Annotated in this window: 21 protein-coding genes and 1 riboswitch; of the genes, 8 read left to right on the plus strand and 13 right to left on the minus strand. The window is 70.2% G+C overall.

Annotated features, from left to right (window positions below; translation table 11 throughout):
- Nucleotides 1-191: 191 nt before the first annotated feature.
- From fusA to ASG87_RS03725, 4 genes are all read right to left on the minus strand, one after another.
- Nucleotides 192-2,321, minus strand: a complete 2,130-nt coding sequence (fusA, locus tag ASG87_RS03710) for an elongation factor G (RefSeq protein ID WP_056001014.1) — start codon at nucleotides 2,319-2,321, stop codon at nucleotides 192-194.
- A gap of 248 nt (nucleotides 2,322-2,569) precedes the next feature.
- Complete coding sequence (locus tag ASG87_RS03715; RefSeq protein WP_056001017.1) at nucleotides 2,570-3,235, minus strand: M24 family metallopeptidase; 666 nt, start codon at nucleotides 3,233-3,235, stop codon at nucleotides 2,570-2,572.
- Nucleotides 3,236-3,272: 37 nt separating this feature from the next.
- Nucleotides 3,273-3,632, minus strand: coding sequence for a DUF1304 domain-containing protein (locus tag ASG87_RS03720; RefSeq protein WP_056001022.1), 360 nt, complete (start codon nucleotides 3,630-3,632; stop codon nucleotides 3,273-3,275).
- Between the two features lie 79 nt (nucleotides 3,633-3,711).
- The gene (locus ASG87_RS03725) at nucleotides 3,712-4,452 is read right to left on the minus strand and encodes a 2OG-Fe dioxygenase family protein (RefSeq protein ID WP_056001025.1); all 741 of its coding nucleotides are present in this window, start codon (nucleotides 4,450-4,452) and stop codon (nucleotides 3,712-3,714) included.
- A gap of 182 nt (nucleotides 4,453-4,634) precedes the next feature.
- Nucleotides 4,635-4,751, plus strand: a riboswitch (SAM riboswitch).
- A gap of 82 nt (nucleotides 4,752-4,833) precedes the next feature.
- Between ASG87_RS03725 and ASG87_RS03730 the strand changes: the two genes are divergently transcribed.
- The 3 genes from ASG87_RS03730 (at nucleotide 4,834) to ASG87_RS03740 (ending at nucleotide 8,225) form a co-directional block, all read left to right on the plus strand.
- Nucleotides 4,834-5,847: a homoserine O-succinyltransferase gene (locus tag ASG87_RS03730; RefSeq protein ID WP_056001028.1), complete on the plus strand. Its 1,014-nt coding sequence runs from the start codon at nucleotides 4,834-4,836 to the stop codon at nucleotides 5,845-5,847.
- Between the two features lie 93 nt (nucleotides 5,848-5,940).
- A complete protein-coding gene (metB, locus tag ASG87_RS03735; protein WP_056001031.1) occupies nucleotides 5,941-7,128 on the plus strand; it encodes a cystathionine gamma-synthase in 1,188 nt (395 codons plus the stop codon).
- Complete coding sequence (locus ASG87_RS03740) at nucleotides 7,125-8,225, plus strand: homoserine dehydrogenase (RefSeq protein WP_056001034.1); 1,101 nt, start codon at nucleotides 7,125-7,127, stop codon at nucleotides 8,223-8,225. Before metB ends, ASG87_RS03740 begins: the two co-directional genes overlap by 4 nt.
- Before the next feature lie 519 nt (nucleotides 8,226-8,744).
- Here the strand turns inward: ASG87_RS03740 and ASG87_RS03745 are convergent.
- From ASG87_RS03745 to ASG87_RS03765, 5 genes are all read right to left on the minus strand, one after another.
- Complete coding sequence (locus ASG87_RS03745; protein ID WP_056001037.1) at nucleotides 8,745-9,038, minus strand: helix-turn-helix transcriptional regulator; 294 nt, start codon at nucleotides 9,036-9,038, stop codon at nucleotides 8,745-8,747.
- Complete coding sequence (locus tag ASG87_RS03750) at nucleotides 9,035-10,363, minus strand: HipA domain-containing protein (RefSeq protein WP_056001040.1); 1,329 nt, start codon at nucleotides 10,361-10,363, stop codon at nucleotides 9,035-9,037. The genes ASG87_RS03745 and ASG87_RS03750 overlap by 4 nt, the downstream gene beginning before the upstream one ends.
- A gap of 132 nt (nucleotides 10,364-10,495) precedes the next feature.
- Nucleotides 10,496-11,110, minus strand: coding sequence for a YceI family protein (locus tag ASG87_RS03755; RefSeq protein ID WP_056001043.1), 615 nt, complete (start codon nucleotides 11,108-11,110; stop codon nucleotides 10,496-10,498).
- A gap of 52 nt (nucleotides 11,111-11,162) precedes the next feature.
- Nucleotides 11,163-11,684: a nuclear transport factor 2 family protein gene (locus ASG87_RS03760; RefSeq protein WP_056001046.1), complete on the minus strand. Its 522-nt coding sequence runs from the start codon at nucleotides 11,682-11,684 to the stop codon at nucleotides 11,163-11,165.
- A gap of 142 nt (nucleotides 11,685-11,826) precedes the next feature.
- Nucleotides 11,827-13,491: an APC family permease gene (locus ASG87_RS03765; protein WP_056001049.1), complete on the minus strand. Its 1,665-nt coding sequence runs from the start codon at nucleotides 13,489-13,491 to the stop codon at nucleotides 11,827-11,829.
- 775 nt (nucleotides 13,492-14,266) lie between these two features.
- On the opposite strand from ASG87_RS03765, the gene ASG87_RS03770 reads away from it, so the two are divergent.
- Together ASG87_RS03770 and ASG87_RS03775 are read left to right on the plus strand one after the other, a co-directional pair.
- The gene (locus tag ASG87_RS03770; protein WP_056001052.1) at nucleotides 14,267-14,524 is read left to right on the plus strand and encodes a hypothetical protein; all 258 of its coding nucleotides are present in this window, start codon (nucleotides 14,267-14,269) and stop codon (nucleotides 14,522-14,524) included.
- A gap of 3 nt (nucleotides 14,525-14,527) precedes the next feature.
- Complete coding sequence (locus tag ASG87_RS03775; protein WP_056001055.1) at nucleotides 14,528-14,812, plus strand: hypothetical protein; 285 nt, start codon at nucleotides 14,528-14,530, stop codon at nucleotides 14,810-14,812.
- A gap of 542 nt (nucleotides 14,813-15,354) precedes the next feature.
- Here ASG87_RS03775 and ASG87_RS03780 read toward each other — a convergent pair.
- On the minus strand, nucleotides 15,355-16,320 hold the full coding sequence (locus ASG87_RS03780) for a hypothetical protein (RefSeq protein ID WP_056001058.1): 966 nt from the start codon (nucleotides 16,318-16,320) through the stop codon (nucleotides 15,355-15,357).
- A 105-nt stretch (nucleotides 16,321-16,425) separates the two neighbouring features.
- On the opposite strand from ASG87_RS03780, the gene ASG87_RS03785 reads away from it, so the two are divergent.
- A complete protein-coding gene (locus ASG87_RS03785) occupies nucleotides 16,426-16,821 on the plus strand; it encodes a hypothetical protein (RefSeq protein ID WP_056001062.1) in 396 nt (131 codons plus the stop codon).
- A gap of 650 nt (nucleotides 16,822-17,471) precedes the next feature.
- Here ASG87_RS03785 and ASG87_RS03790 read toward each other — a convergent pair.
- The gene (locus tag ASG87_RS03790) at nucleotides 17,472-18,854 is read right to left on the minus strand and encodes an L-serine ammonia-lyase (RefSeq protein ID WP_056001065.1); all 1,383 of its coding nucleotides are present in this window, start codon (nucleotides 18,852-18,854) and stop codon (nucleotides 17,472-17,474) included.
- A 75-nt stretch (nucleotides 18,855-18,929) separates the two neighbouring features.
- Between ASG87_RS03790 and ASG87_RS03795 the strand changes: the two genes are divergently transcribed.
- Nucleotides 18,930-19,193 carry a glutaredoxin family protein gene (locus ASG87_RS03795; RefSeq protein WP_056001068.1) on the plus strand — a complete coding sequence of 88 codons (264 nt, stop codon included), beginning with the start codon at nucleotides 18,930-18,932 and terminating at the stop codon, nucleotides 19,191-19,193.
- 72 nt (nucleotides 19,194-19,265) lie between these two features.
- Nucleotides 19,266-19,706 carry a hypothetical protein gene (locus tag ASG87_RS03800; RefSeq protein WP_157510869.1) on the plus strand — a complete coding sequence of 147 codons (441 nt, stop codon included), beginning with the start codon at nucleotides 19,266-19,268 and terminating at the stop codon, nucleotides 19,704-19,706.
- 160 nt (nucleotides 19,707-19,866) lie between these two features.
- Here ASG87_RS03800 and ASG87_RS20565 read toward each other — a convergent pair whose 3' ends face one another.
- Both ASG87_RS20565 and ASG87_RS03810 read right to left on the minus strand, forming a co-directional pair.
- Entirely contained in the window at nucleotides 19,867-21,783 is a 1,917-nt protein-coding gene (locus tag ASG87_RS20565) for a LysM peptidoglycan-binding domain-containing protein (protein ID WP_056001074.1), read from the minus strand.
- Between the two features lie 674 nt (nucleotides 21,784-22,457).
- On the minus strand, nucleotides 22,458-23,801 hold the full coding sequence (locus ASG87_RS03810; protein WP_056001077.1) for a GTP-binding protein: 1,344 nt from the start codon (nucleotides 23,799-23,801) through the stop codon (nucleotides 22,458-22,460).

The raw sequence follows: 23,801 nt of genomic DNA on the forward strand, positions 1-23,801 counted from the left end.
CTTTTCGTCGAATTGTCCTTGGCCGGTCGCGTGTGGACACGCATGTTGCGCAGTGTTGGTAGACACAGGCAATTGCCGGGTCTGCATCGGCGGTCCGGATGTCTCGGGTATTGGTTCCAAATGAAAAAGCCCGAGGCTATGCCTCGGGCTTTTTTACTTTCGGAGCCATCCTTCGATGGCGAGGCGGAACCTTACTTCGCCTCCTTCTCCATCAGCTTCTCCACCAGGTTCGCCGGCACTTCCTCGTAGTGGTCGAATTCCATCGAGAAGGTGCCGCGGCCGCGGGTGGCGGAGCGCAGGAAGTTGATGTAGCCGAACATCTCGGCCAGCGGCACGAAGCCCTGCACGAAGGCCTGGTTGCCTTTCTGGCCCTGGTCGCTGACGGTGCCGCGGCGGCGGTTGATGTCGCCGATGACGTCGCCGAGGTAGTCCGCCTCCATCACCACTTCGAGCCGCATGATCGGTTCCAGCAGCTTCGGCCTGGAGAGCTTCTGCGCCTCGCGGAAGCACTGGCGGGTGGCGATCTCGAAGGCCAGCGCGGAGGAGTCGACGTCGTGGTACTTGCCGTCGACCAGGCGCGCCTTGAAGTCGACCACTTCGTAGCCGGCGATCTGGCCCTGCAGCGATTCGACCTTGACCGCGTGTTCCACCGCCGGGATGTACTCGCGCGGCACGCGGCCGCCGACGATCTCGTCGGAGAAGATCACGCCGCTGCCGGGTTCGCCGGGCTCGAAGATCATCTTCACCTCGGCGAACTGGCCGGAGCCGCCGGACTGCTTCTTGTGCGTGTAGGTGTGCTCGACGGTGCGGCCGAACGCCTCGCGGAAGCTGACCCTGGGCTTGCCCATGTTGGCCTCCACGCCCAGCTCGGTGCGCATGCGGTCCACCGTCACTTCCAGGTGCAGCTCGCCCATGCCCTTGAGCACGGTCTGGCCGGTCTCCTTGTCCACTTCGAGCTTCAGCGACGGGTCGGCCTTGACCATCTTGTAGAGCGCGGTGGACAGCTTGTCGACGTCGTTGCGGTTCTTCGGCTCCACCGACACGCTGATCACCGGGTCGGGGAAGCGCATGCGCTCCAGCAGCGCCGGGTGTGCCGGGTCGCTCAGCGAGTCGCCGGTCTCGGTGTCCTTCATCGAGACGAACGCGCAGATGTCGCCGGCGCGAACCTCGTCGATTTCCTTGGTGTCGTCGGCCTGCACCTCGACGATGCGGCCCACGCGCTCCTTCTTGCCGCGGGTGACGTTGAGCAGGGTGTCGCCCTTGCGGATCACGCCGGAATAGACGCGGCAGAAGGTGAGCGTGCCGAACTGGTCGTTGATCACCTTGAACGCCAGCGCGCGCGCCGGCGCGTCGTCGGTGACTGCCTGCTCGCCGACGACGTTGCCGTCCTCGTCGACCATCGCGATGCCGCCGTTCTCGCCGGGGTAGGGCAGGTAGTCGACCACCGCGTCCAGCAACTGCTGCACGCCCTTGTTCTTGTACGACGAGCCGCACAGCACCGGCACCAGCTCGCCGGTGACGGTGCCCCTGCGGATGCAATGCTTGAGCACGGCGGGATCGAACTCGCCGGTTTCGAGCAGGCGCTCGAAGGCGTCGTCGTCCAGCGCGAGCGCGGTTTCCAGCAGCTCCTGGCGCAGCTTCGGCAGGTCGGCGATCCATTCGTTGTCGGCGCTGGCGCCGAAGCTCAGCTGTCCCTTGATCTCGTCCAGCGGCACGGTCTCCCACACGCTGTCCTTGTCGTCGGAGGCCCACAGGTAGCCCACGCCGGCGACCAGGTCGGCCATGCCGACGAACTCGTCGCTGCTGCCCAGCGGCACCTGGCACAGCAGCGCGTTGGCGCCGAGGCGCTCGCGGATGCCCTTCACGCAGTGCGCGAAGCTGGCGCCGATGCGGTCCATCTTGTTGACGTAGCAGATGCGCGGCACCTTGTACTGGTCGGCCAGGCGCCAGTTGGTCTCGGTCTGCGGCTCCACCCCGGCGACGCCGTCGAACACCACCACGGCGCCGTCGAGCACGCGCAGCGAGCGGTTCACCTCGATGGTGAAGTCGACGTGTCCGGGGGTGTCGATCACGTTGATCCGGTGGCCCTTCCACTCCGCGGTCACCGCCGCCGACTGGATCGTGATGCCGCGCTTGCGCTCCTGCTCCATGTAGTCGGTGGTGGTGGAGCCCTTGCCGTCCTTGGTGTCGTGCACGTCGACGATCTGGTGCTTGCGGCCGGTGTAGTACAGCACGCGCTCGGTCGTCGTCGTCTTGCCGGCGTCGATGTGCGCGATGATGCCGATGTTGCGGTAGAGCTCGAGCGGTTTGTGTCGGGGCATGGCAGGGGTTCCGTTCCAGGTGTCGTGCGTGGCCGGTGGCCGGGTGTCCGCTTGGCGCCGGCGGTCGTCGCGCCCTCCGGAAGCGTCGTCCCTGGTACGGGGCGGCGCATGGCGGCAAGCGATGCCCGGCGCGCAGCGGAATCCGCCGTAGATGTGGGCGCGACGGCTACGGGGCAAGAGCGGGCGGCGGTTTCCGTGACGCGGCGCCCGGTTGGGTGCCCCGGTGCGTGGCGGCGCCGTGCGGAGCCTCACGCCCGATCGGTCAGCAGGTCCTCGTAGAACGCGCCGAACGGTTCGGTCGGGTGCGCGATCTGGATCTCCAGGATCCACAGGCCGCTGGAAGCGCGGGCATCCAGCCCGCCCAGGCTGCCGGCCTTGTGCACGGCATGGGGAAAGTCGCCCACGCGGTGCCCCTTGATCTCGTGGTTGAACCGCCAGCCCATCGCCTGGGCGCGCTCCTCGGCGAACGCATACAGCGCGCGGCCGCTCAGCCCCTGCGTGCGCCAGGCGCCGGCCACTTCGTGGAACAGGGCCCGCGCCGCGTCCGCGCAGGCCTGCCGTTGCGGGGCGTGGCCCGTCACGAAGGTGTCGCCGGCATCGCCCTCGTGGCCGTCGAAGACCAGGCCAAGGTCGATGAAGTAGCTGTCGTCCTCGCCCAGCCGCACGCCCGGCTCGGAAGGCTGGCGGAAGGTGCGGGTGGTGTTCGGGCCGATCCGGACGATGACCGGATGCCACAGGCGCTCGACGCCCAGCGCGCGGAACACGTCGGCGGCCTCGGCCCTGGCCTCGTCCTCGCCGATGCCGGGGCGCATGCGCTCGCGGATGCCGTGCAGCGCCTGCCAGGTGCGTTCGCGGGCGCGCAGCATCAGCGCGGGGTCGAAGCGCGCGCCGACCGCTTCCTTCCCGCCCGTCATGGGCGGGCCCCGCGGCTGCGCCGGGCCGTTCGCGGCTTCATCCGGCGGCCAGCACCAGCGCGAGCCCTGCGGCCGCCGGTAGCGCCTGGATCCACAGGATCTTCCGGCTGGCGGTGAGCCCGCCATAGACGCCGGCCACCAGCACGCAGGCGAGGAAGAACAGCTTGACCGCGCGGCCGTCCGCGCCGAGCCACAGCCCCCAGGCCAGGCCGGCGGCGAGGAAGCCGTTGTAGAGCCCCTGGTTGGCGGCGAGCGTCTTCGACTGCGCGGCGAATTCGGCGCTGGTGCCGAAGGCGCGGCGCCCGGCGGGACGGTCCCACAGGAACATCTCCAGCACGAGGAACCATGCGTGGAGCAGGGCGACCAGCACGATGACGGCGTTGGCGGCGACGGCCATGGACGGTTTCCGCGGATGGATGGCCCGGCAAGTGTTGCAGCGTGCCGGGCCCGCGTAAACGGGCGGCGGCGCAGCCGGTTCAGGCCGCCGGCGCAGCCCTGAACGTCACCACCAGCACGTCGCGGTGCGCCGGCCGCGACGGATCCAGCGGGGTGACCGCGGTGACCCCGTGGCAGACGCGCGCGTCGTCGACCAGGGCGGCGTCGAGCGGGTGGGTGAGGGTGAAGCTGCCGAGCAGGGCGCCGTCGTCGGCATGGATGGTGGTGGTGCCGCTCTCGATGTTCTCGCGGTCGACCAGCAGCACCAGCACGTAATCGACGCCGTCGCGGTGCACGCCTTCCGGGGTCGGCTCGCCGGGCTCGCCGCGGCGGGCCTCGATGCGGAACTGGTGCACCTCGACGTGCCAGCGCGGCGTGGCCGGCGCCAGCGCGCCGAAGAAGCGGTGGCAGAAGTCGAGGATGCCGCGCAGGCTGGCGCCGTCGCCGATGGCCGGCAGGACCGGCTCGAACCAGCGCTCGATGTCGCCCTGCAGCGGGTTGTACTTGAGGCTCTGGTAGTGCGGCTGGTGCGGCTCGCGGTGCACCCCGCTGGCGGCCGTGGCGGAGTAGGTCGCATGGCGCCGGCGGCGCTGCCGGCCGCGCGCGGCGAGGTAGGCGTCCGGGGCCAGGTCGTTCCAGCTGGCGACGAAGCCGGCCCAGTCGTCCAGGCGGCGCCGGGTCTCCAGCAGGTCGCGCATGGCCTGGCCGGCGACGAAGGCGAAGCCGTCGCGCTGGAGCCGGGCCTGCAGGGCCGCGGCGGTGGTGTCGGGAGGGAGTGTCATGGCAGGCGGGGTGGTGGGGTACGCAAAGCATAGCGCCTGCGGGGCGTTCCTTGCGGCCCGGGGCAGGCTGCCGGTCCTGGCAGGGCATCGGCGGCCGGCAGGCGCCGGTCTTGCTGCGCTATGGATGTGTAGACGTATAGACGTCTATTGACATGCGATTTACTCGCCACTAGAGTTCGTCGAACTCATCGAGACCGGCGGAGGGATAGGCCCTTTGATGCCGGGGCAACCTGCGGGAAGCGTTCCCGTCACGGTGCCAATTCCTGCGGAGGCGCCACGGCGCCGCCGAGAGATGGGCGTCATCCCTGCCGCGGCTTCGCTGCCGGCGAGTGCATGACTCCCCTCCGGCGCATCCCCAGGCGATGCCGACCGGAGAACCGCATGACCTGTCAGCCGCTGCCCCTGCCTTCCTTCGCCGCCACCGGCTCGCCGGCGCGCGCGCGGACGGACCTCACCTCGCAGCGCAGCACGCGTCGGCTCGCGGTCACCCCGAAGTACGGCCAAGGCCCGCGTCAGGTCGACGTGCGCTACCTCTGGTGCGGCGCCGCCGATGCGCCCACGCTGATCGTGCAGGGCGGCATCTCGGCCAGCCGCGACGTGGTCGCGCTGGACGGCGAGCAGGCGCCCGGCTGGTGGCAGGCCCTGGTCGCCGCCGGCGGCGCGATCGACCTGGACCGCTACCGCGTGCTGTCGATCGACTGGCTGACCCCGGCCGAGCTGGGCGCCGGGGCGGTCTCCAGCGAGGACCAGGCCGATGCGCTGGCCGCCCTGCTGCGCGCGCTGGGCATCGTGCAGGTGCACGCCTTCGTCGGTTCATCCTATGGCGCAATGGTGGCGCTGGCATTCGCCGCGCGGCATCCGCGCGCGGTGGACCGGCTGGTGCTGCTGGCCGGCGCGCACCGGCCGCACCCGCTCAGCACCGCGCAGCGCAGCATCCAGCGCAACATCGTGCGGCTGGGCCAGGCCACCGGCCAGGCCGACGAGGCGCTGGCGCTGGCGCGCCAACTGGCGATGACCACGTACCGCGGCAGCGAGGAGTTTTCGCGCCGCTTCGGCGCGGCGCCGGAGTTCCGCGACGGCCGCTTCCATTTCCCGGTGGAGGACTACCTGGAGCACCAGGGGCGCCGCTTCGTCGCGCGCTTCGACGCCGACCGCTTCCTCGCCCTGTCCGAGTCGATCGATCTGCACGACGTGACGCCGGAACAGGTGCCGGCCCCGGCCACCCTGATCGGCTTCCCGTCCGACCGGCTGGTGCCGCTGACCGACCTGTGCGAACTGCAGCGCCGCCTGCATGGCGCGGCCACGCTGGAGGTGGTCGATTCGCCGTACGGCCACGATGCCTTCCTCAAGGAACCGGCCCAACTGGCGCCGCTGCTGCGCGAGGCGCTGGCCTAGGCCGGCCCGGGCAGCGCCGCGGCCGAAGCCGTTCCCGCCTCACCCCGCCCCATCCGCATTGCCACACAACAAGACGAAGTCCGGAGAAACCCCATGAGCGATACCCCCGCCCCCTGTACCCGCGCGGTGCGCGCCGGCATCGAATCGGACACCCAGCACGGTGCCGTCGTGCCGCCGCTGCACCTGTCGACCAACTACAGCTTCACCGGGTTGGGCGGCAAGCGTCCCTACGACTATTCGCGCAGCGGCAACCCCACGCGCGACCTGCTCGGCGGCGCGCTGGCGGAACTGGAGCAGGGCGCGGGCGCGGTCGTCACCGCCAGCGGCATGGCCGCGGTCGCGCTGGCGCTGGAGCTGGTGCCGGCCGGCGCCACCGTGCTGGCCGCGCACGACTGCTACGGCGGCACCTGGCGCCTGCTCGACGCGTGGGCGAAGAAGGGGCGCTTCAGGCTCGAGTTCGCCGACCTCACCGACAGCGTGGCGCTGGCCGCCGGCCTGGCGAACAAGCCGGCGCTGGTGTGGGTGGAGACGCCGTCCAACCCGCTGTTGCGGATCACCGACATCCGCCACGTGGCGCAGGCCGCGCACGCGGTCGGGGCGCTGGTGGTGGTGGACAACACCTTCCTGTCGCCGGCCCTGCAGCAGCCGCTGGCGCTGGGCGCCGACGTGGTGGTGCATTCCACCACCAAGTACGTCAACGGGCACAGCGACGTGGTCGGCGGCGCGGTGGTGGCGCGCGAGCCGGCGGTAGCCGACCAGCTCAAGTGGTGGGCCAACTGCAACGGCCTCACCGGCGCGCCGTTCGACAGCTTCCTCACCCTGCGCGGCCTGCGCACCCTGTCGGTGCGGCTGCGCCAGCACCAGGAGAACGCGACGCGCATCGCCGAGCGGCTGGACGCGCACGCGGCGGTGCGCAAGGTGTACTACCCGGGCCTCGCGGCGCATCCGGGCCATGCGCTGGCCGCGCGCCAGCAGCAGGGCTTCGGCGCCATGCTCAGCTTCGAGCTGGAAGGCGACGTGGCGCAGATCGAGGCCTTCGTCGACGGGCTGGCGTACTTCTCGCTGGCCGAATCGCTGGGCGGCGTGGAAAGCCTGATCGCGCATCCTGCCTCGATGACGCATGCCGCGATGGCGCCGGAGGCGCGCCGCGCCGCCGGCATCGCCGACGGCCTGCTGCGGCTGTCGGTGGGCATCGAGGACGGCGACGACCTGCTGCGCGACCTGGATGCCGCGCTGGCGCGCGCGCAGGCGGTGGGCTCGAAACGCCGGGTGAGCGCATGAGCGCGGTGCTGGCCGAAGGCGCGGCGACGGCCGCGGTCGCTCCGCAGGCCGGGAGCGTGCAGGCGCCGACCATTGCGCTCGTGCTGCTGGGCACCGGCGTGGTCGGCGGTGCCCTGCTCAAGCTGCTCAACACGCCGGCGGCGGCGTCGGTGCGGCTGGTCGGCGCGGCTAATTCGCGCCGGCAGCAGGTCGATCCCGTGCTGCTGGCCCAGCGCGGCCTGCGCGAGCAGCTCAAGAGCCAGGGTAGCGTGCGCGACAACGCCGCGCTGCTGGCCGCGCTGGATGCCAGCGGGGCCGCGGCGAAGGTGATCGTCGACGCCACCGCCAGCGCATCGCTGGCCTCGCGCCATGCCGAGTGGCTGGCGCGCGGCTACCACGTGGTCACCGCCAACAAGGCGCTGGCCGGCGGCGAGCTGCCCGGCTGGCGCGCGCTGCAGGCGGCTGCCGCGAGCGGCGCCAGCTATGGCGACGCGGCCACCGTCGGCGCCGGCCTGCCGGTGCTGTCCACGCTGCGCCGCCTGCGCGGCTGCGGCGACAGCCTGCTCACCCTCGAAGGGGTGTTCTCCGGCTCGCTGTCCTACCTGTTCAACCAGTACGACGGCAGCCGCCCGTTCTCGGTCCTGCTGCGCGAGGCGCGCTCGCTCGGCTATACCGAGCCGGACCCGCGCTCGGACCTGTCCGGCGAGGACGTGGCGCGCAAGCTGCTGATCATCGCCCGCAACGCCGGCTTCGCGCTCGGCAGCGACGAGGTGGAGGTCGAGAGCCTGGTGCCGGAGGCGCTGCGCGAACTGGACGCCGACGGCTTCCTCGCCCGCCTGGAGGAACTGGACGAGCCGCTGGCTACCCGCCACGCCGAGGCCAAGGCGCGCGGCAGCGTGCTGCGCTTCCTCGCCCGCCTCAACCAGCGCGGCCGCGCCCGGGTCGGCCTGGTCGAAGTGCCGGCCACCCATCCCGCGGCCCGCCTGTACGGCACCGACAACCAGTTCGCGCTCACCACCACCCGCTACAACACCCAGCCGCTGGTGATCCAGGGCCCGGGCGCCGGGCCGGAAGTGACCGCGCAGGCCCTGCTGGGCGACGTGCTGGCGCTGGCATGACGGCGGATGGCAGCCAGGTAGTCGCGGATGATCGCGTGGTCATTCGTGTACAAGCGGGAGGCGCTTCTCGCAGTCGGGAGACTGGTCGTTCGGTAATGTTGAAAGGCGCTGGATGACGCCCTTCGACTGTTGAAAAACGCCTCCTGCTTGACCGGCCCTACGGCCTTATAATGGCCGTAGGGCCGGTCAAGCAGGACAAAAGCGAGCCTTGCGAGCGTTGAACAGCCGAAGGCTGGCCCCGAAGGGACGAGCGCAGCGAGTCATCCAGCGACTTTCCCCTTCTCCAAAACCTAGAAGCTCTGGATCCCAGCCTTCGCTGGGATGACGCTTCGTAGGGGATGCCTGGGAGACTTTGAACAAGCTCCAAGGGACGAGCGATCAGACGGGCGATCTGCCCGGCAGAGAATTTCAAGGCGCGTTCGAACGGCGCAACCATGGCTTCTTGGTTGCCTGTCCGACAGCGAGCTAAGGCACGCCGAACTCGCCCGGTACGCCAGTTCCTTGACGGCCTGCCCAGCCTCAGTCCGTCTTGCCATGTCCATCCGCAGGCACGCGCGGCACGATGCCCACGCGCATGCCGAACGGTGCGAATACCGCGTTGAGCGTGCGCACGGTCGGGTTGCCCTGGTCGTATTCCAGTTGCTGCAGCGTGTTGAGCGAGATCCGGCACATGCGGGCGAACTGGTCCTGGCGCAGGCCGGTCAGCTCGGTGCGCAGTCGGCGCACGGCTGCGCCGATGCTGGTGCGGCCGTCCAGCAGTTCGGCCTGCAACTGGGCCAGCAGAGCCTGGCGTTCGGCGAGGGAGGCGCTCATGCCAGCAGCTCCCAGCGGCGTAGGCGCGCGTCGAGGTTGCCCAGCGTGATGCGCGGGTGCTCGAACACCGCTTGCGGCAGGTCGAGGTCGCGCAGCAGGTCGGGCAGGGCGCGCAATGCTTCGGCATCCGCGCGCAGGTCTTCGAACAGGCGCTGCGGGTCGCCCCACGGCCGCAGCGCCTCGCAGGCGGCGTGCCAGTTCACCTCGCCGGCACGCTCGGCCGGTTCTCCCCACTTAGTGGTGCGTATGATGCCTTCCTCGTCCATCACCATCGGCGCGAGGTCGTAGATCGGCGCCAGCTCCAGCCGGTCGGCATGGCGCAGCACGGCGGTATTGCGACCGTGGTTGTCGCTGTTGCCCAGCAGCAGGTTGAGCAGGTCGCGGCGCAGGTAGTCGCGCAGCAGCGCCGGCACCTCGCCGGCTTGGCCGGCGGCGGTCCAGGCCGAGGCCAGCGCGGCGACTGCCTGCGGATGGGTCATGTAGCTGCCGGGGCGGGTCACGCCGGCCAGCGAGTAGACCGACTCTACCGCGGTGCGCCGCACGTTGCCGTCTACGATGACGCGGTCGAAGCGCGGCAGCCACAGGCTGGGGCGGGCCGCTTCCTCCAGCCGCATCGCGTCGCCGCCGACCGCAGCGATGCCCAGCTTCTCGAGGGCGCGGTAGTAGCAGTATTCCGCGCGCAGGATCGCCTGGTCGGTCGGCCCGCCGTTGCCGCGCGGGAACTTCACGAACCAGTGCCGGCGCGCCTGTACGTCGTCCAGCGTGGCATCGGGGTGCAGCAGGCCGCCTGCGTCTTCGGTGAGCAGCAGCTTGGGCGCCTCGCCGCCAGCGCCGGTGGCGCCGCCGATCGCCGCGCCCTGTTCGTAGGCGTACTCCAGGAAGCGCGCGTCGCGGGCCACCACTTCGGCCGCCGGGAAGCCGACCGGCGCACCGGCCAGTGCCTCGAACGCGGACTTGATGCGCAGGTGGCCGACCGGCGCCGGCGTGCACTGCGCCAGCAGCCGCAGATCGGTGGCGCCGTCGCCGGCCTGTGCCGGAAGGGCCAGGCGCTGCAGCAGGAAACGCCGCGCCGCACCGCTGGGCTCGATGTCGAACAGGAACGCCGGCCACTGAGGTTCGGTGCGGATGGTCCAGTTCAGCGGCAGCGTGGCGCTGGCTGCCGCCGCCGTGACGGTGTCGAGCCGGTCCAGGTGCGCCACGACGTAGTCGCCCAGGTAGCCCAGCGTGCAGGGGCTGGCATGGCCATCAGCCGGGCGCAGGAAGCCCAGTTCCACGGCGTCGTGCCAACGGCCGTCCAGGTGGAGTTGCACGATGAGGGTTTCCACGCGGGCTCCGCTACCCAGTAAAACAGGTGAATTCTAGCTCCTGCGGGCCTGAATAACTATTAAAATATGCTTTTTCCCCAAGGACGGCCGAAAATACCTTATATAAAATGTTCCGGCCGCCACCTCTCCCGGTCAGCGCGCCGTGGGGCCTGCCTGCTGGATCGCTTCCACCTGGATGCGCAGCGTCACGTCCATCCGGAAGCCGTAGTCCTTGCCGGCGGCCATGCCGAAGTCGTCGCGCCTGAAGGTGGCCAGCGCGTCGGCGCCGCAGACCTCGCGCTTGAGCATCGGGTGCGGCATGCACTTGAAGCTGTCGATCTTGAGCGTCAGCGGGCGGGTCACGCCGTGCAGGGTCAGCTTGCCCACGACCTCGCCCGGCGCGCCGTCGGCGAATGCGGCGAGCTTGCCGACGTAGTGCGCGGTCGGGTACTTGTCCGACTCGAACAGCTCGGTGCCCTGGGCGCCCTTGTTCAGCGCGTCCTGGCCGAAGTCGCCGCTGCGCATGTCCACGGTGACGTCGACCGTGCCGGTACCGGCGGCCTTGTCCAGCGTTACCTTGCCGGTGGTGTGGTTGAACTTGCCGCGCCATACCGACAGGCCGCCGAAGTGGTCCGCCTCGAAGCTGGGGTAGGTGTGGTCGGGGTCGATGTCGTAGGTCGCCGTGGCGGCCGCGGCGGCGCCGGCGGCGAGCGACAGCAGCGCGATCGCGCCGAGGCGGCGGGACAGGGAACGGAGCGTGGCGGGCATGGGTTTTCCTCGTCGGGTTCGGTGGGCTGGATGCTGACAGGTGGAGCGAGGCTCAGGCCGGGCGGCAAGCCGGCGCGGGGGGCGGGTCGAGCGGATCGGACAGGTGCTCGTGGGCGACCAGCCAGCGGTCGCCGATGCGCTGCAGGCCCATCGTCACGCGCACCCGCAGGTCGACCGGCATGCCGCTGGCATTGGTGCCGCTGAAGCGTTGCAGGAACCGGGCGCAGGCGGTATCGCCGGCAGCCGAGATGTCTGGTTCGCCGGCCTCGCAGCCGAGCGGGCCCGAGAAGGCGGCGAACCAGTGTTCGAGCCGCTCCCGGACCGTGGCGGGGTCGCACCGCGGCAATGGCGCGACGATGCCGAAGGTGCGCATGTGCGGTGCGTTGCACGCCATCACCGCGTCGGCATCCTTGCGGCGGATGGCTTCGGACTGCGCATGGATGACGCGGCGGATCGCATGCACGACCCCGGCGTCGGCTGGCGAGGGCGCGTGTCCGCCGATGGCGCCGGCGCGGCAGGAGTGCCGGCCGTGCGCGCCGGGCGCGTTCCACGCTGCGATGGTCGATGCATGCATCCTCGTTCTCCTGGGCATGGATGCCCGTGGCGGGCTCATGCAACAACGACGAACGGGTGCGCGGATTTTCGACAGGCTGCCGCGGAAACGAAAAACGCGCGGCTCGCGCCGCGCGTTTTCCAGTCCCGCCGTCGACCGCGGCTCAGCGCCCGGTGATGCGCTCGGCGGTTTTCTCGTCCGGCGGCACCAGCGGCGATACCGGATCGATCTGCGCCTCGAGCTGCGCGGCCTCCACCGACGGCGTGCGCCAGCCGGACTTCACGCCCCACAGGTAGAACACCAGGCCGATCGCCGCCACCACCGCCAGGTCCACCCCGTACGACAGGTAGCCCTTGCCGCCGAAGGTGGTGCTGCCGGCCCACGACACCAGCGCCAGCGTCGGCAGGTAGAACACCAGCCACCAGGCGCCCTTCATCTGGCGGCCGAAGTCGTGCCAGCCGGACTTGGCCTGGTAGTACAGGTACACCGGCAGCGCTACCACCATCAGCAGGATGATCTCGCCGGTCAGCGGCCACTTGGCCCAGTACAGCAGCTCGGTCGCCATGATGAAGGCGACGCCGGCGAGCACCGGCAGGCCGGCGATGCGCAGCGGGCGGTGCAGGTCGGGCGCGGTGCGGCGCAGGGTCATCGCGCTGACCGGGCCGGTGAGGTAGGAGATGATCGTGGCCACCGAGATCACCGCCGCCAGCGTGCCCCAGCCACGGAAGAAGAACAGGAACAGGAACGACACCGCGAGGTTCACCCACATCGCCGGGCGCGGGATGCCCCACTTCGGATGCAGCCGGCCGAGCACCTTCGGCAGCGTGCCGTTGCGCTCCATGCCGTAGAGCATGCGCGAGGTGGTGGCGGTGTAGGTGATGCCGGTGCCGCTGGGGCTGATGAAGGCGTCGATGTACAGCAGCATCGCCAGCCAGTGCAGGTTGACGATGATCGCCAGCTCGGCGAACGGCGAACGGAAGTCGATGCCGTGCCAGCCGGCCTTGGCCAGCAGGTCCGGCGGCACCGCGCCCAGGTAGGCCACCTGCAGGATCACGTAGACGATGGTGGCGAGCACGATCGAGCCGATCACCGCGAACGGGATGCTCTTGCCCGGGTTGTGCGCCTCGCCGGCGAGGTTCACCGGGCTCTGGAAGCCGTTGAAGCTGAACACGATGCCCGCGGTGGCCACCGCGGTGAGCACCGCCGCGAAATCGATCGCGTGCGCGTCGCCGTGGATGCCGACGTGGAAGTTGCCGCTGTGGAAGCCGCTGGCGATCAGCGCCAGGCCGGTGGCGGCCGGCACGATCAGCTTGAACACGGTGATCGCGGTGTTGGAGCGGGCGAACAGCTTCACGCTCCAGAAGTTCAGCAGGAAGTACACGACCACCAGCATCGCGGCGATCGCCAGGCCCGGCGGGGTCAGCTCGCCGTGGCCGTCGGGCATGTGCACGTACATGTCCTGCGCCCATTGCCACGGCCACGAGGCCATGTACTGCACCGAGGCCTCGGCCTCCACCGGGATCACCGAGACGATCGCGATCCAGTTCGCCCAGGCGCCGATGAAGCCGACCAGCGAACCGTGCGAATAGTGGCTGTAGCGCACCATGCCCCCGGATTCGGGGAACATCGCCCCGAGCTCGGCATAGGTCAGCGCGATCGTCATGATGATCGCCGCGCCGAGCACCCATGCCCAGACCGCGCCGGGACCGGCCAGGCCGGCCGCACGCCATGCGCCGAACAGCCAGCCGGAACCGATGATCGAACCCAGGCCGGTCAGCATCAGGGCAAAGGGGCCGACTTCGCGTCGGATCGGACTCGATGAGGACATGCGGACTCCGGAAGCAGTGGATCGAGGTGCCACCTCCCCCGGCGACACAAGGGGCCGATGATGACAGACCCTTGTCGGGGCTGTCAGCCCGCGAAGGTCATGGGTGGCGGGCATCGGGCATGCTGCGGCGCGTCAGCCACGGCCATGCTGCGATGATGCCGTGGCGCGGACGTGCGCGGCGATGGGCGGAGCCTGTCCATCGCTTTCTTTGGGGCCTGTTGGCGATCCATCCGCGGTTCAAGCGGCTCCTCGTCATTTTTAGTGCCTCCTCCTCGTCATTCCTGCGAAAGCAGGAATCCAGTGACTGTCCCTCGAAAATTCAACGACACTGGATCCCAGCTTTCGCTGGGATGACGTTTCATAGGGGGCACCCGGAGATCGTGAATAGGCTCTGGTATCCGCTTGTGCTTCGCGGCTCACCTGTCCGCCTGCGCGGGGCGTCGTCTGCCAGCCGTGGACGGATGCTCGCTTTCCGCTCGTCGAAGCGGGTTCATCCGCCACGTTGGCCGTGTCCGTCCCCCGCCCGCGGGCAGGCGGGTGAAGGCTTGGACAGGCGCCTGGGACGGAGCTGGTCTCCCACCGGGCAGGCGCCGGCAGGCCGGCCTTTTCGAGAGCGCCCAGCGGCCCGACCTAGGGAAAGCCCCAGGCCGAAACCTAGGGGCAACCCGAGCTGACAGGCGCCGCCACCGCAGGGACACTCCGGGGTACGGGCCATGCGCGGAGGGGCGCAGGCCCGGCCTTCAGGCATCCGCCCTTCGGTGAATGGGAGATCATCATGTCCTTCCTCAGTGGCGTCAGCCATTTCCTCGGCAACACGCTCGGCTCGTCGCTCGGCCTGGCCCTGGGCGGCCCGCTCGGCGGGATCCTCGGCAAGTTCGCCGGCAACCTGCTCGGCGACCTGTTCGACAAGGTCACCGACTTCTTCCTGGACAAGGTGAGCGATCTGGCCTCCAAGTTCCTGCCCAACGGCGAGGCGCGCGACCTGTTCGAAGACGCCTACCAGAGCGCCTTCAAGACCTCGCTGGCGATCTGAACCATGGACGGCGAACGCGGCGCCGGCCGCCGCGGCTGGCTCGACATGCTCGGCCTGTGGCGCAGGGAAGCGCTGATCGACCAGTCCGACGAGATGGCGCTGGCCCGGCACTACGACGAGCGCACCCGCGACCTGGAAGAGACGATGGCGCGCATCGGCCCGGAATACGACCGCCGTCTGCGCGAGGACGGCCGCGAGCAGGCGAATGCCTGGCTGGTGGAGCAGGCCGAAGCACTCGGGCGCGCCGACGGCGAGGCGACCAGGCAGGCCTTGTCGAGTACTCGCTAGCTTCGGCTCCGATGCTTTCCGTGCCTGGTTGTGGCGAGGGCACGGGCGGCTTCGCAGCCATGGGCGGCGTCGCGGCGCCACATGAACTCGTACGTGCATCCCGTGTCCCCGCGATTCGGTGTTGCGATGCGGCTTTGGAGCCTGTTCACGATCCATCCGCCGTTCCAACCGCCTCTTCGTCATTCCTCCGAGGCGCTTCTCGACAGCCGAAGGGCTGGTCAAGCAGGAAGCGTTTTTCAACAGCCGAAGGGCTGATCATCCAGTGACTTTATGCTCCAACGCTCAAAGGCGCTGGATCCCAGCTCTTGCCCCCTTTTCGGGGTTCGCTGGGATGACGTTTCATGGGGATGCTTGGAATCGTGAACAAGCTCTATGCATGCCGAGGCACGCAGCATGAAATGCTTTTCGCCGTGACGCCGTGACGCCGTGACGCCGTGACGCCGTGACGCCGTGACGCCGTGACGCCGTGNATAGCGCCGTTACCCCGGCACCCTTTTCCGTCTTTCATCGCATGGCCCGGCATCAACCGGCCGCGCGTCGCATCACCGCGCCACGTAACCAGCACGCAATCGCGCGAAAGCCAGCAGCTCGCCCAGCCGGGCGCCGCGCCGCCGGCCGTGGTCGAGCGGTACGCCGCCCAGCGGCGCGTAGAACCAGGAGCGCATGTCGCGCAGTATCGAGGGCAGCGCATTGATCCGTTCGCACCAACCCATTGCGGCATGCAGGCGGGCCGCGCCGGGGCGCGGGCCGTGCAGTTCGACCAGGTAGACCGCCGGCACCGTCGCCAGGCGCACCAGGAAGTCGGGCCGCCATGCCGCCGGGCCGCCTTCGTCGTCCTGGTAGCGCAGGCGCAGCAGGCCGTGCCGGCCGCCGATCCGGCAGAACGCATCCACGCCGGGATCGGCCTGGGCCCAGTCGAGGAAGGCGCGTTCGCGCGCCGGGTCGCGCAGCGCGACGGGCAGGCGCGGGTAGATGCACTTGTCCACCGCCACCGAGGCGTCGAGCCGCATGCGCAGCGTGCGTATCTCCGACAGCCGGCGCAGCCGGGCGGGAGCCGCCGTGCGGCGCAGCCGCGCTTCGAGGAAGGAGCGCGCGATGCATCCGGCCATGCGCGGCTGGGCGAGCATGCGCAAGGCCTGGTCGGTATCCAGGGGCATGCCGGCCTGCGACAGGCCGCGGATGTGCCGGTCCAGCGCCTGCACCAGCGCCGGCCGGCCGACGGGTGTCTGAGGCGGGGAACGCCAGGCCGGATGGTCCGGTACGGGCAGTGCGCCGGCGACGCGCCGGGCCAGGCAGCGCAGCCGTGCCTCGTAGTCGCGCATGGCTTGCGGGTCGGCGGGGCGCAATCCCGGTGGGCCGGCATCCAACGGACAGGGGGCCACCCGGAGCGGTTCGGGCGGCAGCAGGGGAACGGCGAAGTCGTAGCGGGCGTAATCCGCGCGCAGGAGGACGTCGAGCTTGTCGTCGTCGGCGGGGAAAGGGGAATGGAGGAGGCGGGGTTCGCGCATCGATGCGATCCATCGCAAATCGTACTTTCAATGAAAGCAAAACTTTGAATAAAAAGAAAGCTATGCTTGCCTGAGGCGACGGGCGATGGACCTACCGTCCATCGCATGAAGAAAGAACACGACGCGTTCGCCGCGCGCCTGCACGCCGCACTGAAGAACGCGGGCATCGAGCCCCGGCCGGTCGTGCTGGAGAAACTGCTCGCCCGCCGCGGCGTGGCCGTGACCGCGCAGGCTATCTCCGGCTGGTTGCATGGGCGCTACATGCCCAAGCCGGCGGCGATGCGCGCGCTGGCGGTCGTGGTCGGGCTGGAGCCGTACCAGTTGCAGTACGGCGGCCGGACCGAAGGCGTGCGGGACGACCACGATGCCTGGCCGACGCGGGTGAACGGCCGCGACCGGCTGGCCTTCGAGGAATTCCTGGGCCTCCCGGAGGCGCAGCGCGAACTGGTGCGCGGCCTGATCGCGGCGCTGGCGGACGGCATGCAGCGCAAGCGGCGGTAGGCGCGGCGGGCAGGCGCCTGCCGTATGCGCATGCGGGGCATGCCCATAAGAGGCTGTTCGATCTATTGGCCGGTCCAACTGCTCTGTCGTCATTCCTGCGAGGCGCTTTTCAACAGCCGAAGGGCTGGTCAAGCAGGAAGCGTTTTTCAACAGCCGAAGGGCTGGTCATCCAGTGACTTGATGCTCCAAGGCTCAAAGGCGCTGGATCCCAGCTCTTGCCCCCTTTTCGGGGTTCGCTGGGATGACGTTTCAGGGAGAGATGCCTGGAGATCGTGAGGAAGCTCTATGGGGCCGGCCGGGACGTACGGGCTTTCCCATGTCGCGTCGGTTCGCATCGCTTCGGCCGTCTGCGTTGCTTCGGGGCGGATAGCCCGGAAAAAGAGAGCCGCCGTCGCGCCAGCCTCGCCACCATGCCATCGGCATCCGGCATGCCGTGCCTTTTTGTCCGTCGTCCGCATGATCGTCCCCGCCCCGGCGCGCCATGGAGGCCCGCCTCGTCCACGGACGCTATCGCGTGGAAAGGTCGGGCGCAGGGTCTCCCGCGCCGCGCGCCGTGTACGCGCATGCCGCAGGAAGGCGCGGGCGGACGGGTGGCCGGGCGTGGGCTTGGCGGCTGAGGCTTGCGCGGGGCCGCATGCGGCGTGCGCCGCTCAGCACTCGATCACGTTGACCGCGAGGCCACCGCGCGAGGTTTCCTTGTACTTGTCCTTCATGTCGCGGCCGGTGTCGCGCATGGTGGCGATCACCTTGTCCAGCGAGACGCGGTGCTTGCCGTCGCTCTTGAGCGCCATGCGGCTGGCGTTGATCGCCTTCACCGAACCCATCGCGTTGCGCTCGATGCAGGGGATCTGCACCAGGCCGCCGATCGGGTCGCAGGTGAGGCCGAGGTTGTGCTCCATGCCGATCTCGGCGGCGTTCTCCACCTGCCAGATACTGCCGCCCAGCGCGGCGGTGAGGCCGCCGGCGGCCATCGAGCAGGCCACGCCCACCTCGCCCTGGCAGCCCACCTCGGCGCCGGAGATCGAGGCGTTCTCCTTGTAGAGGATGCCGATGGCGGCGGCGGTGAGCAGGTAATCGACGATGCCGTTTTCGTCCGCTTTCGGGCAGAAGCGCAGGTAGTAGTGGCCCACCGCGGGCACGATGCCGGCCGCGCCGTTGGTGGGCGCGGTGACCACGCGGCCGCCGGCGGCGTTCTCCTCGTTCACCGCCAGTGCGTAGAGGTTGACCCAGTCGAGGATGGTGAGCGGATCCTTCAGCGCGGCTTCGGGCTGGTTACGCAGGTCCTCGGCCATCGCCGGGGCGCGGCGCGCCACGTGCAGTCCGCCCGGCAGGGTGCCCGGCGAGCGCAGGCCGCGGGCGACGCAGTCCTGCATGGCCTTCCAGATCGTGAGCAGGCCGGCGCGGGTCTCGGCCTCCGGGCGCCACACGCTTTCGTTCGCCATCATCAACTGGGCGATGCTGAGGTGGTGCTTTTCGCACAGCGCCAGCAACTGGTCGCCGGTGGTGAACGGGTAGGGCTGCTCGGTGGTGTCGGCGACGATGCGGTCTTCCGCCGCCTCGTCGGTGTTCACCACAAAGCCGCCGCCGACCGAGTAGTAGTCGCGCGTGGCCAGCTCGTTGCCGTCGGCGTCGTAGGCGGAGAAGCGCATGCCGTTGGTGTGGAAGGGCAGCTTCTGGCGCTTGTTGAACACCAGGTCGCGCTTTTCCTCGAATGCGACCTCGTGCCTGCCGAGCAGGCGCAGGCGCTGGCTGGCGCGGATGCGTTCGAGCGCGGCGGGGATCAGGTCCGGATCGACGGTGTCCGGGTGCTGGCCTTCCAGCCCCAGCAGCACCGCCTTGTCGGTGCCGTGGCCGCGGCCGGTCATCGCCAGCGAGCCGTACAGCTCGGCGCGCACGCGCACGACGCGGTCGAGTACGCCTTTCTCCTCCAGCCAGTGCTCGCAGAAGCGCGCGGCGGCGCGCATCGGTCCCACCGTGTGCGAGGAGGAGGGACCGATGCCGATCTTGAACAGGTCGAATACGCTGACGGCCATGAGTTGCGCTGCTGTATGAAGTGAACGGGTTATTCTACGCGCGCCCTTCCCGTTTGGCAGTCCGTCCGCCCGCGCATGGCCCAGCTCGTCCTCTACCAACGCGACTATTGCCACCTGTGCGACCGGGCGCTCGCCGTGCTGGCCGAGGCGCGCGCGCCGGATTTCGACAGCGTATGGGTGGACGACAGCACCGAGCTGGAAGCGCGCTACGGCGTCCGCGTGCCGGTGCTGCGCGACGGCCGCGACGGCCGCGAGCTGGACTGGCCGTTCGATGCCGAGGCGGTGCGGCGCTTCCTGCGCGCCGCGCAACCGGCCGATGGCACCAAGGGAACGCCCTAGCTGAGACGGCGGCGGCCGGCCGCGCATACTGCGTGGCGCCGGGCAGCCGCCTTCCGCCTGCGATCCGATGCCATGCGCCGTTCCCTGTTTGCCGCCTTGCTGGGTCTTTCCGCCATGACCGCGACGCCCGCCGGGGATGCCGCCCACGTGCCGCCGCCGGGTTCGCCGGAACGCGCGGCGATCCTCGATGCCGCGCGGGTGCCGGTGGCGCGCGAGCTGGGCCGGCCGGTGCGCTTCGTGGTGAAGCGGCTGCAGGTGCTGGACGGCTGGGCCTTCCTGCACGCGTCGATGCTGGGCGCCGGCGGCCAGCCGGTCGACTACCGCGGCACGCGCTACCAGGAGGCCGCCGCGCGCGGGCACAAGTCCGACCGCTACGCGGCCCTGCTCAGGCAGCGCCAGGGCGCATGGCAGGTGCTGGCCTACAGCGTCGGTCCCACCGACATGGCGTGGGCGGACTGGAACACGCGCTACGCCGCGCCGGTGGCGCTGTTCCCGGGCCTGGACGGGGAGTAGTCGCGCCGTCGAGCGCGGGCCGGCCTAAAGATGGCCGGTCTTGCCGGGCTACGTCATGGCGGCGGCCGGCCCTCGTGAAGCACCGCCGCCACCGACGTTCGATGCGCTCCGGCCAGGGCAGGCCAGTGCCTGCCTCCGGCCGGGCTGCCGGACCTTCCGCTCAGGGCGGCGCCAGGATGTAAGAGCCGCCGATGCCGGCCGAGTAGGTGTCGTAGTTGATCTGCTGGTTGCTGCGTACCGGATGGTTGTTGGAGCCGATCAGGGTGATGTGGCCGTGGCCGTCGTTGCTGGCGACGATCTCGGTGTGCGACTCGCCGTGCGCGCCGTCGCACACCCACACGTCGCCCGGCTTCGCGCTGGCCAGGCTCACCTTGTGCCAGCCGTGGTTCTGCAGCCCCGTGCTCATGGCGTGCACGTTCACCCGCTGCGCGAAGGAGAAGCCCGAAGGCAGCTTGCCGGACTGCTTGAGCATCGCGGTGACGAAGTTGGCGCAGCTCTCGCTGGTGTCGCAGCGCAGGGTGACGCCGGCGTTCTGCAGGTCCGACTCGTAGCGGCCCAGGTACTTCTTCGCCATTGCCGCGGCATCGGTGCCCTTGACCGGCCCGCCGCCGTCGACCGGGCCGCTGCCGCCGGTGCCGGGAATGTGGATCACCTGGCCGATGCCGATGCGGTTGAAGTTGGCGATCTGCGGGTTGGCGCGTTCGAGCGCGGCCAGCGACACGCCGTAGCGGGCGGCGATGCCGGACAGCGTATCGCCGGAGCGCACGGTGTAGTCGTGCGTGCCCGGCTTCGGCGCCGGGGCGGGGGCCGGTGCGGGTGCCGCCCCGGCGCCGGGGACGTGGATGACCTGTCCCGGATAGATCAGGTTGGCGTTCTTGACCTGCGGGTTGGCCGCGCGCAGCGCCGCCAGCGAGACGTGGTTCTTGGCGGCGATGCCCGACAGGGTGTCGCCCGATTTCACCGTGTAGCTGTGCGTGCTCGGCTTGGCCGGGGCGGGAGCGGCGGCGCCCTTGCCGGGGATGTGGATGACCTGGCCGGGGAAGATCAGGTTCGGGTTCTTCACCTGCGGGTTGGCTGCGCGCAGCGCCGCCAGCGAGACGCCGTTGCGGTCGGCGATGGCGGACAGCGAATCGCCCGGGCGCACGGTGTAGTCGTGGCTGGCCGGGGACGTGCCGCCGCTGCCGCCGGGCAGGTGGATGACCTGGCCCGGATAGATCAGGTTGGCATTGCTGATCTGCGGATTGGCGGCGCGCAGCGCGGCCAGCGACACACCCTGGCGCTGCGCGATGCCGGAGAGGGTATCGCCCGGCTGCACGGTATAGCTGCCGCCATGGTTGCCCGGCGCGGGGGTAGGTGCGGGCGCCGGCGCCGGCGCGGGCACGCCGCCGGGCGCCGAGCTGCCGAACAGTGCGGCCTCCTGGTTGCGCCGGTTCACCAGGCCCTGCAATACCCGGCCGCCGGCGTGCACGTAGTCGTGGAAATCGTTCTGCGCGGCCGCGTAGTCGCCGCGGTTGAGGTCGGCGAGCAGGCCCGGGTAGCCGTTCGCGCCCAGGTTGTAGGTCAGGCTGACCAGCGCGTCGAACTGGTTCTGGGTGATCGGCACGTGCACATTGCGGCGCACCGCGTCCTGCGCCCAGCCCAGGTCGTCCTTCAGGTAGGCCTCGGCCTGCGCCTGGCTGATGTGCTGCCCGGGCCGGACGCCATGGGTATGGCCGTAGCCGATGGTCCAGACCCCGACGGAATCCTGGTAGGCATCCAGCCGCAGGCCCTCGAAGCCTTCCAGCATGTGCACGCCGTTCTGGCTGATGCTGAAGCCGGACGCCGGCCCGCCCTTGCCGGGCGCGGGCGCGCCGGGGCCGTCGCCGCCATGGCCGCCGGGGATGGTCAGGCGCTCGCCGGGGAAGATCAGGTTGGGATTGGAGACCTGCGGGTTGGCCGCCTCCAGCGCCGCCAGCGAAACGCCGAAGCGTTGCGCGATGCCCGACAGCGAGTCGCCGCTGCGCACGTAGTAGACCTCGGGGGCGCCGCCGGCCTGGGCGGGAGAGGAGGAAGCGGTTGCTGCGCTGACGGCGGACATGGCGAACCTCGTACACGGTGGGAAGGAATCGCGTTGCGGCCATACGACCGCGCATGGAGCGATTGCAGCACCGTGGAAAAGGCCCGACTATTCGGGAGCTTCCCTAGCTGGGGAAAACCCTAGAGGTTCGGTTGCGAGGGATGTGCGTCAGGTGTTTGGACGTCCAAACGATCCGCGATGCTGCACTCGCCGGAACGAAATCCAGGGTTCCGCGACCCCGGCCTGCTCCGGCAATACCTCGCTTCGTGATCCGCCATTCCCCAATCCGTCATTCCCACGGAAGCGGGAGATTCCCACGGAAGCAGGAGGAGATTTTCAACAGCCGAAGGGCTGGTCATCCAACGCCTTGGTGTCTTTTCACGATTTCCAGGTATCCCCACACGTCATTCCTGCGAAAGCAGGAATCCAGTGACTTGATGCTCTAAAACTCAACGACACTGGATCCCAGCTTTCGCTGGGATGACGAGCAGGCGGCTGGGCTGGCGGATGGATCGTGGACAGGTTCTTGAAAAACGACCGTACCCGCGAAAAGCCTGTGGCTGCACACCCAGCCTGCCTTGCCCCGAAAACCGCCAGCGAGAATGGAGCCACACATCCCCCGATCCAGCGCGCTTTTCGCGCCCGCCTCCGCGCCTCGACTGCGGCGCCCGTCCCTCAACCGCGATGCACGCCCCTCAACCGCGACGCAACCGCCGTAGAATCTCCTCCCGCGCCTCGCGCAGGATCGAATCGCGGTCGAGCGCGGCCACCACCTCGCTCACCGCGCGCTTGGCGCCCTGTTCGCCCCACGACTTGCCGGCGACCAGGTAGCGCTCCGCGGCGCGCCCGATCAGCACCGTGGCGTACCAGCCCAGTGCGCCCTGCGCGGCGGCGGTCACCACCACCGACAGCCCGGCGCTGACGCCCTTGAGCGCGGAGGCGACCAGTTGCATGCCCCAGATCGCGCCCATCAGCGCGGCGAGCTGGGCGGAGATCACCGCCACCAGCCGGCCGGATTCGGCGCGGGTCAGCGGCAGGCCGTAGACGCGCGACAACTGCACCACCATCGCCGCGTCCAGCCCGGCGGCGGCGAGCAGGTCGGCCACCGGGATCGGGTTGAGCGCGACCGCCACGCCCTTGGCGATGCAGTACTGGCGGATCAGCTTGCCGGCGAGCACGCGGCGCGTCTCGGCGATGCGCGCGCTGATCTGGTCGGTGAGCCGCCCGGCATACAGGCCGGCGTTGAGCGCGGACAGGGTCTTGCCCTCGCGCGCGGCGATCGCCAGCAGGCGCTCGCGCAGCGCCGCCACGTCGGGTGGCGGCTGGCGCGTGGCATCGTGCTCGCGGCCGCGCGCGTCCACTTCCACGATGCGCTGCGCCGCCGGGCGCGCCGCCACCGCGAGCACGTCGGCGGCGCGCACCAGCCCCTGCGTGCGCCCGCGCAACTGCTCCAGCAGCGCCTCGCGCTCGCCGTCGCCGTAGCGGTCGGCCTTGTTCAGCACCAGCAGCAGCGGCCGCTGCGTCGCCGCCAGCGTCTTCAGCGCGTCGAGCTCGTCGCGGGTGAGGTCGCCGTCGGCGACGAACAGCACCAGGTCGCTGACCTCGGCCACCTCGAACGCCAGCCGCTCGCGCGATTCGCCGTCCAGTTCGTTGATGCCGGGCGTGTCGATCAGCACCAGGCCGTCGTGCGCGGCCTCGTCCAGCGGCGCCTGCGCGGCGTCGGTGGTGGTGCCGTGCAGGACGCCGACGGCGAACGCCTCGCGCCCGAGCAGCGCGTTGCCCAGCGCCGACTTGCCGGCGGACACGCGGCCGAACACCGCCACGTGCAGTTCGCCGCGCTCCAGCCGCGCCAGCATGCTCTCGATGCGGGCGAAGTCGGCGGCCAGCTCGCCGCGCAGCGCGGGCGGGATGCTCGGGTCGTCGAGCAGGCTGCGCAGGCTGTCGGCGACGCGGCCGGAGACATCGCCGCGCGGCGGTTCCGCCGGTGCGGCGCCGGTCGGCGCCAGCCAGCGGCGCAGGCGCTGCCAGGGCGACTCCAT

Origin of the sequence: Frateuria sp. Soil773, from assembly GCF_001428405.1 — a bacterium.
Classification (GTDB): domain Bacteria; phylum Pseudomonadota; class Gammaproteobacteria; order Xanthomonadales; family Rhodanobacteraceae; genus LMSL01.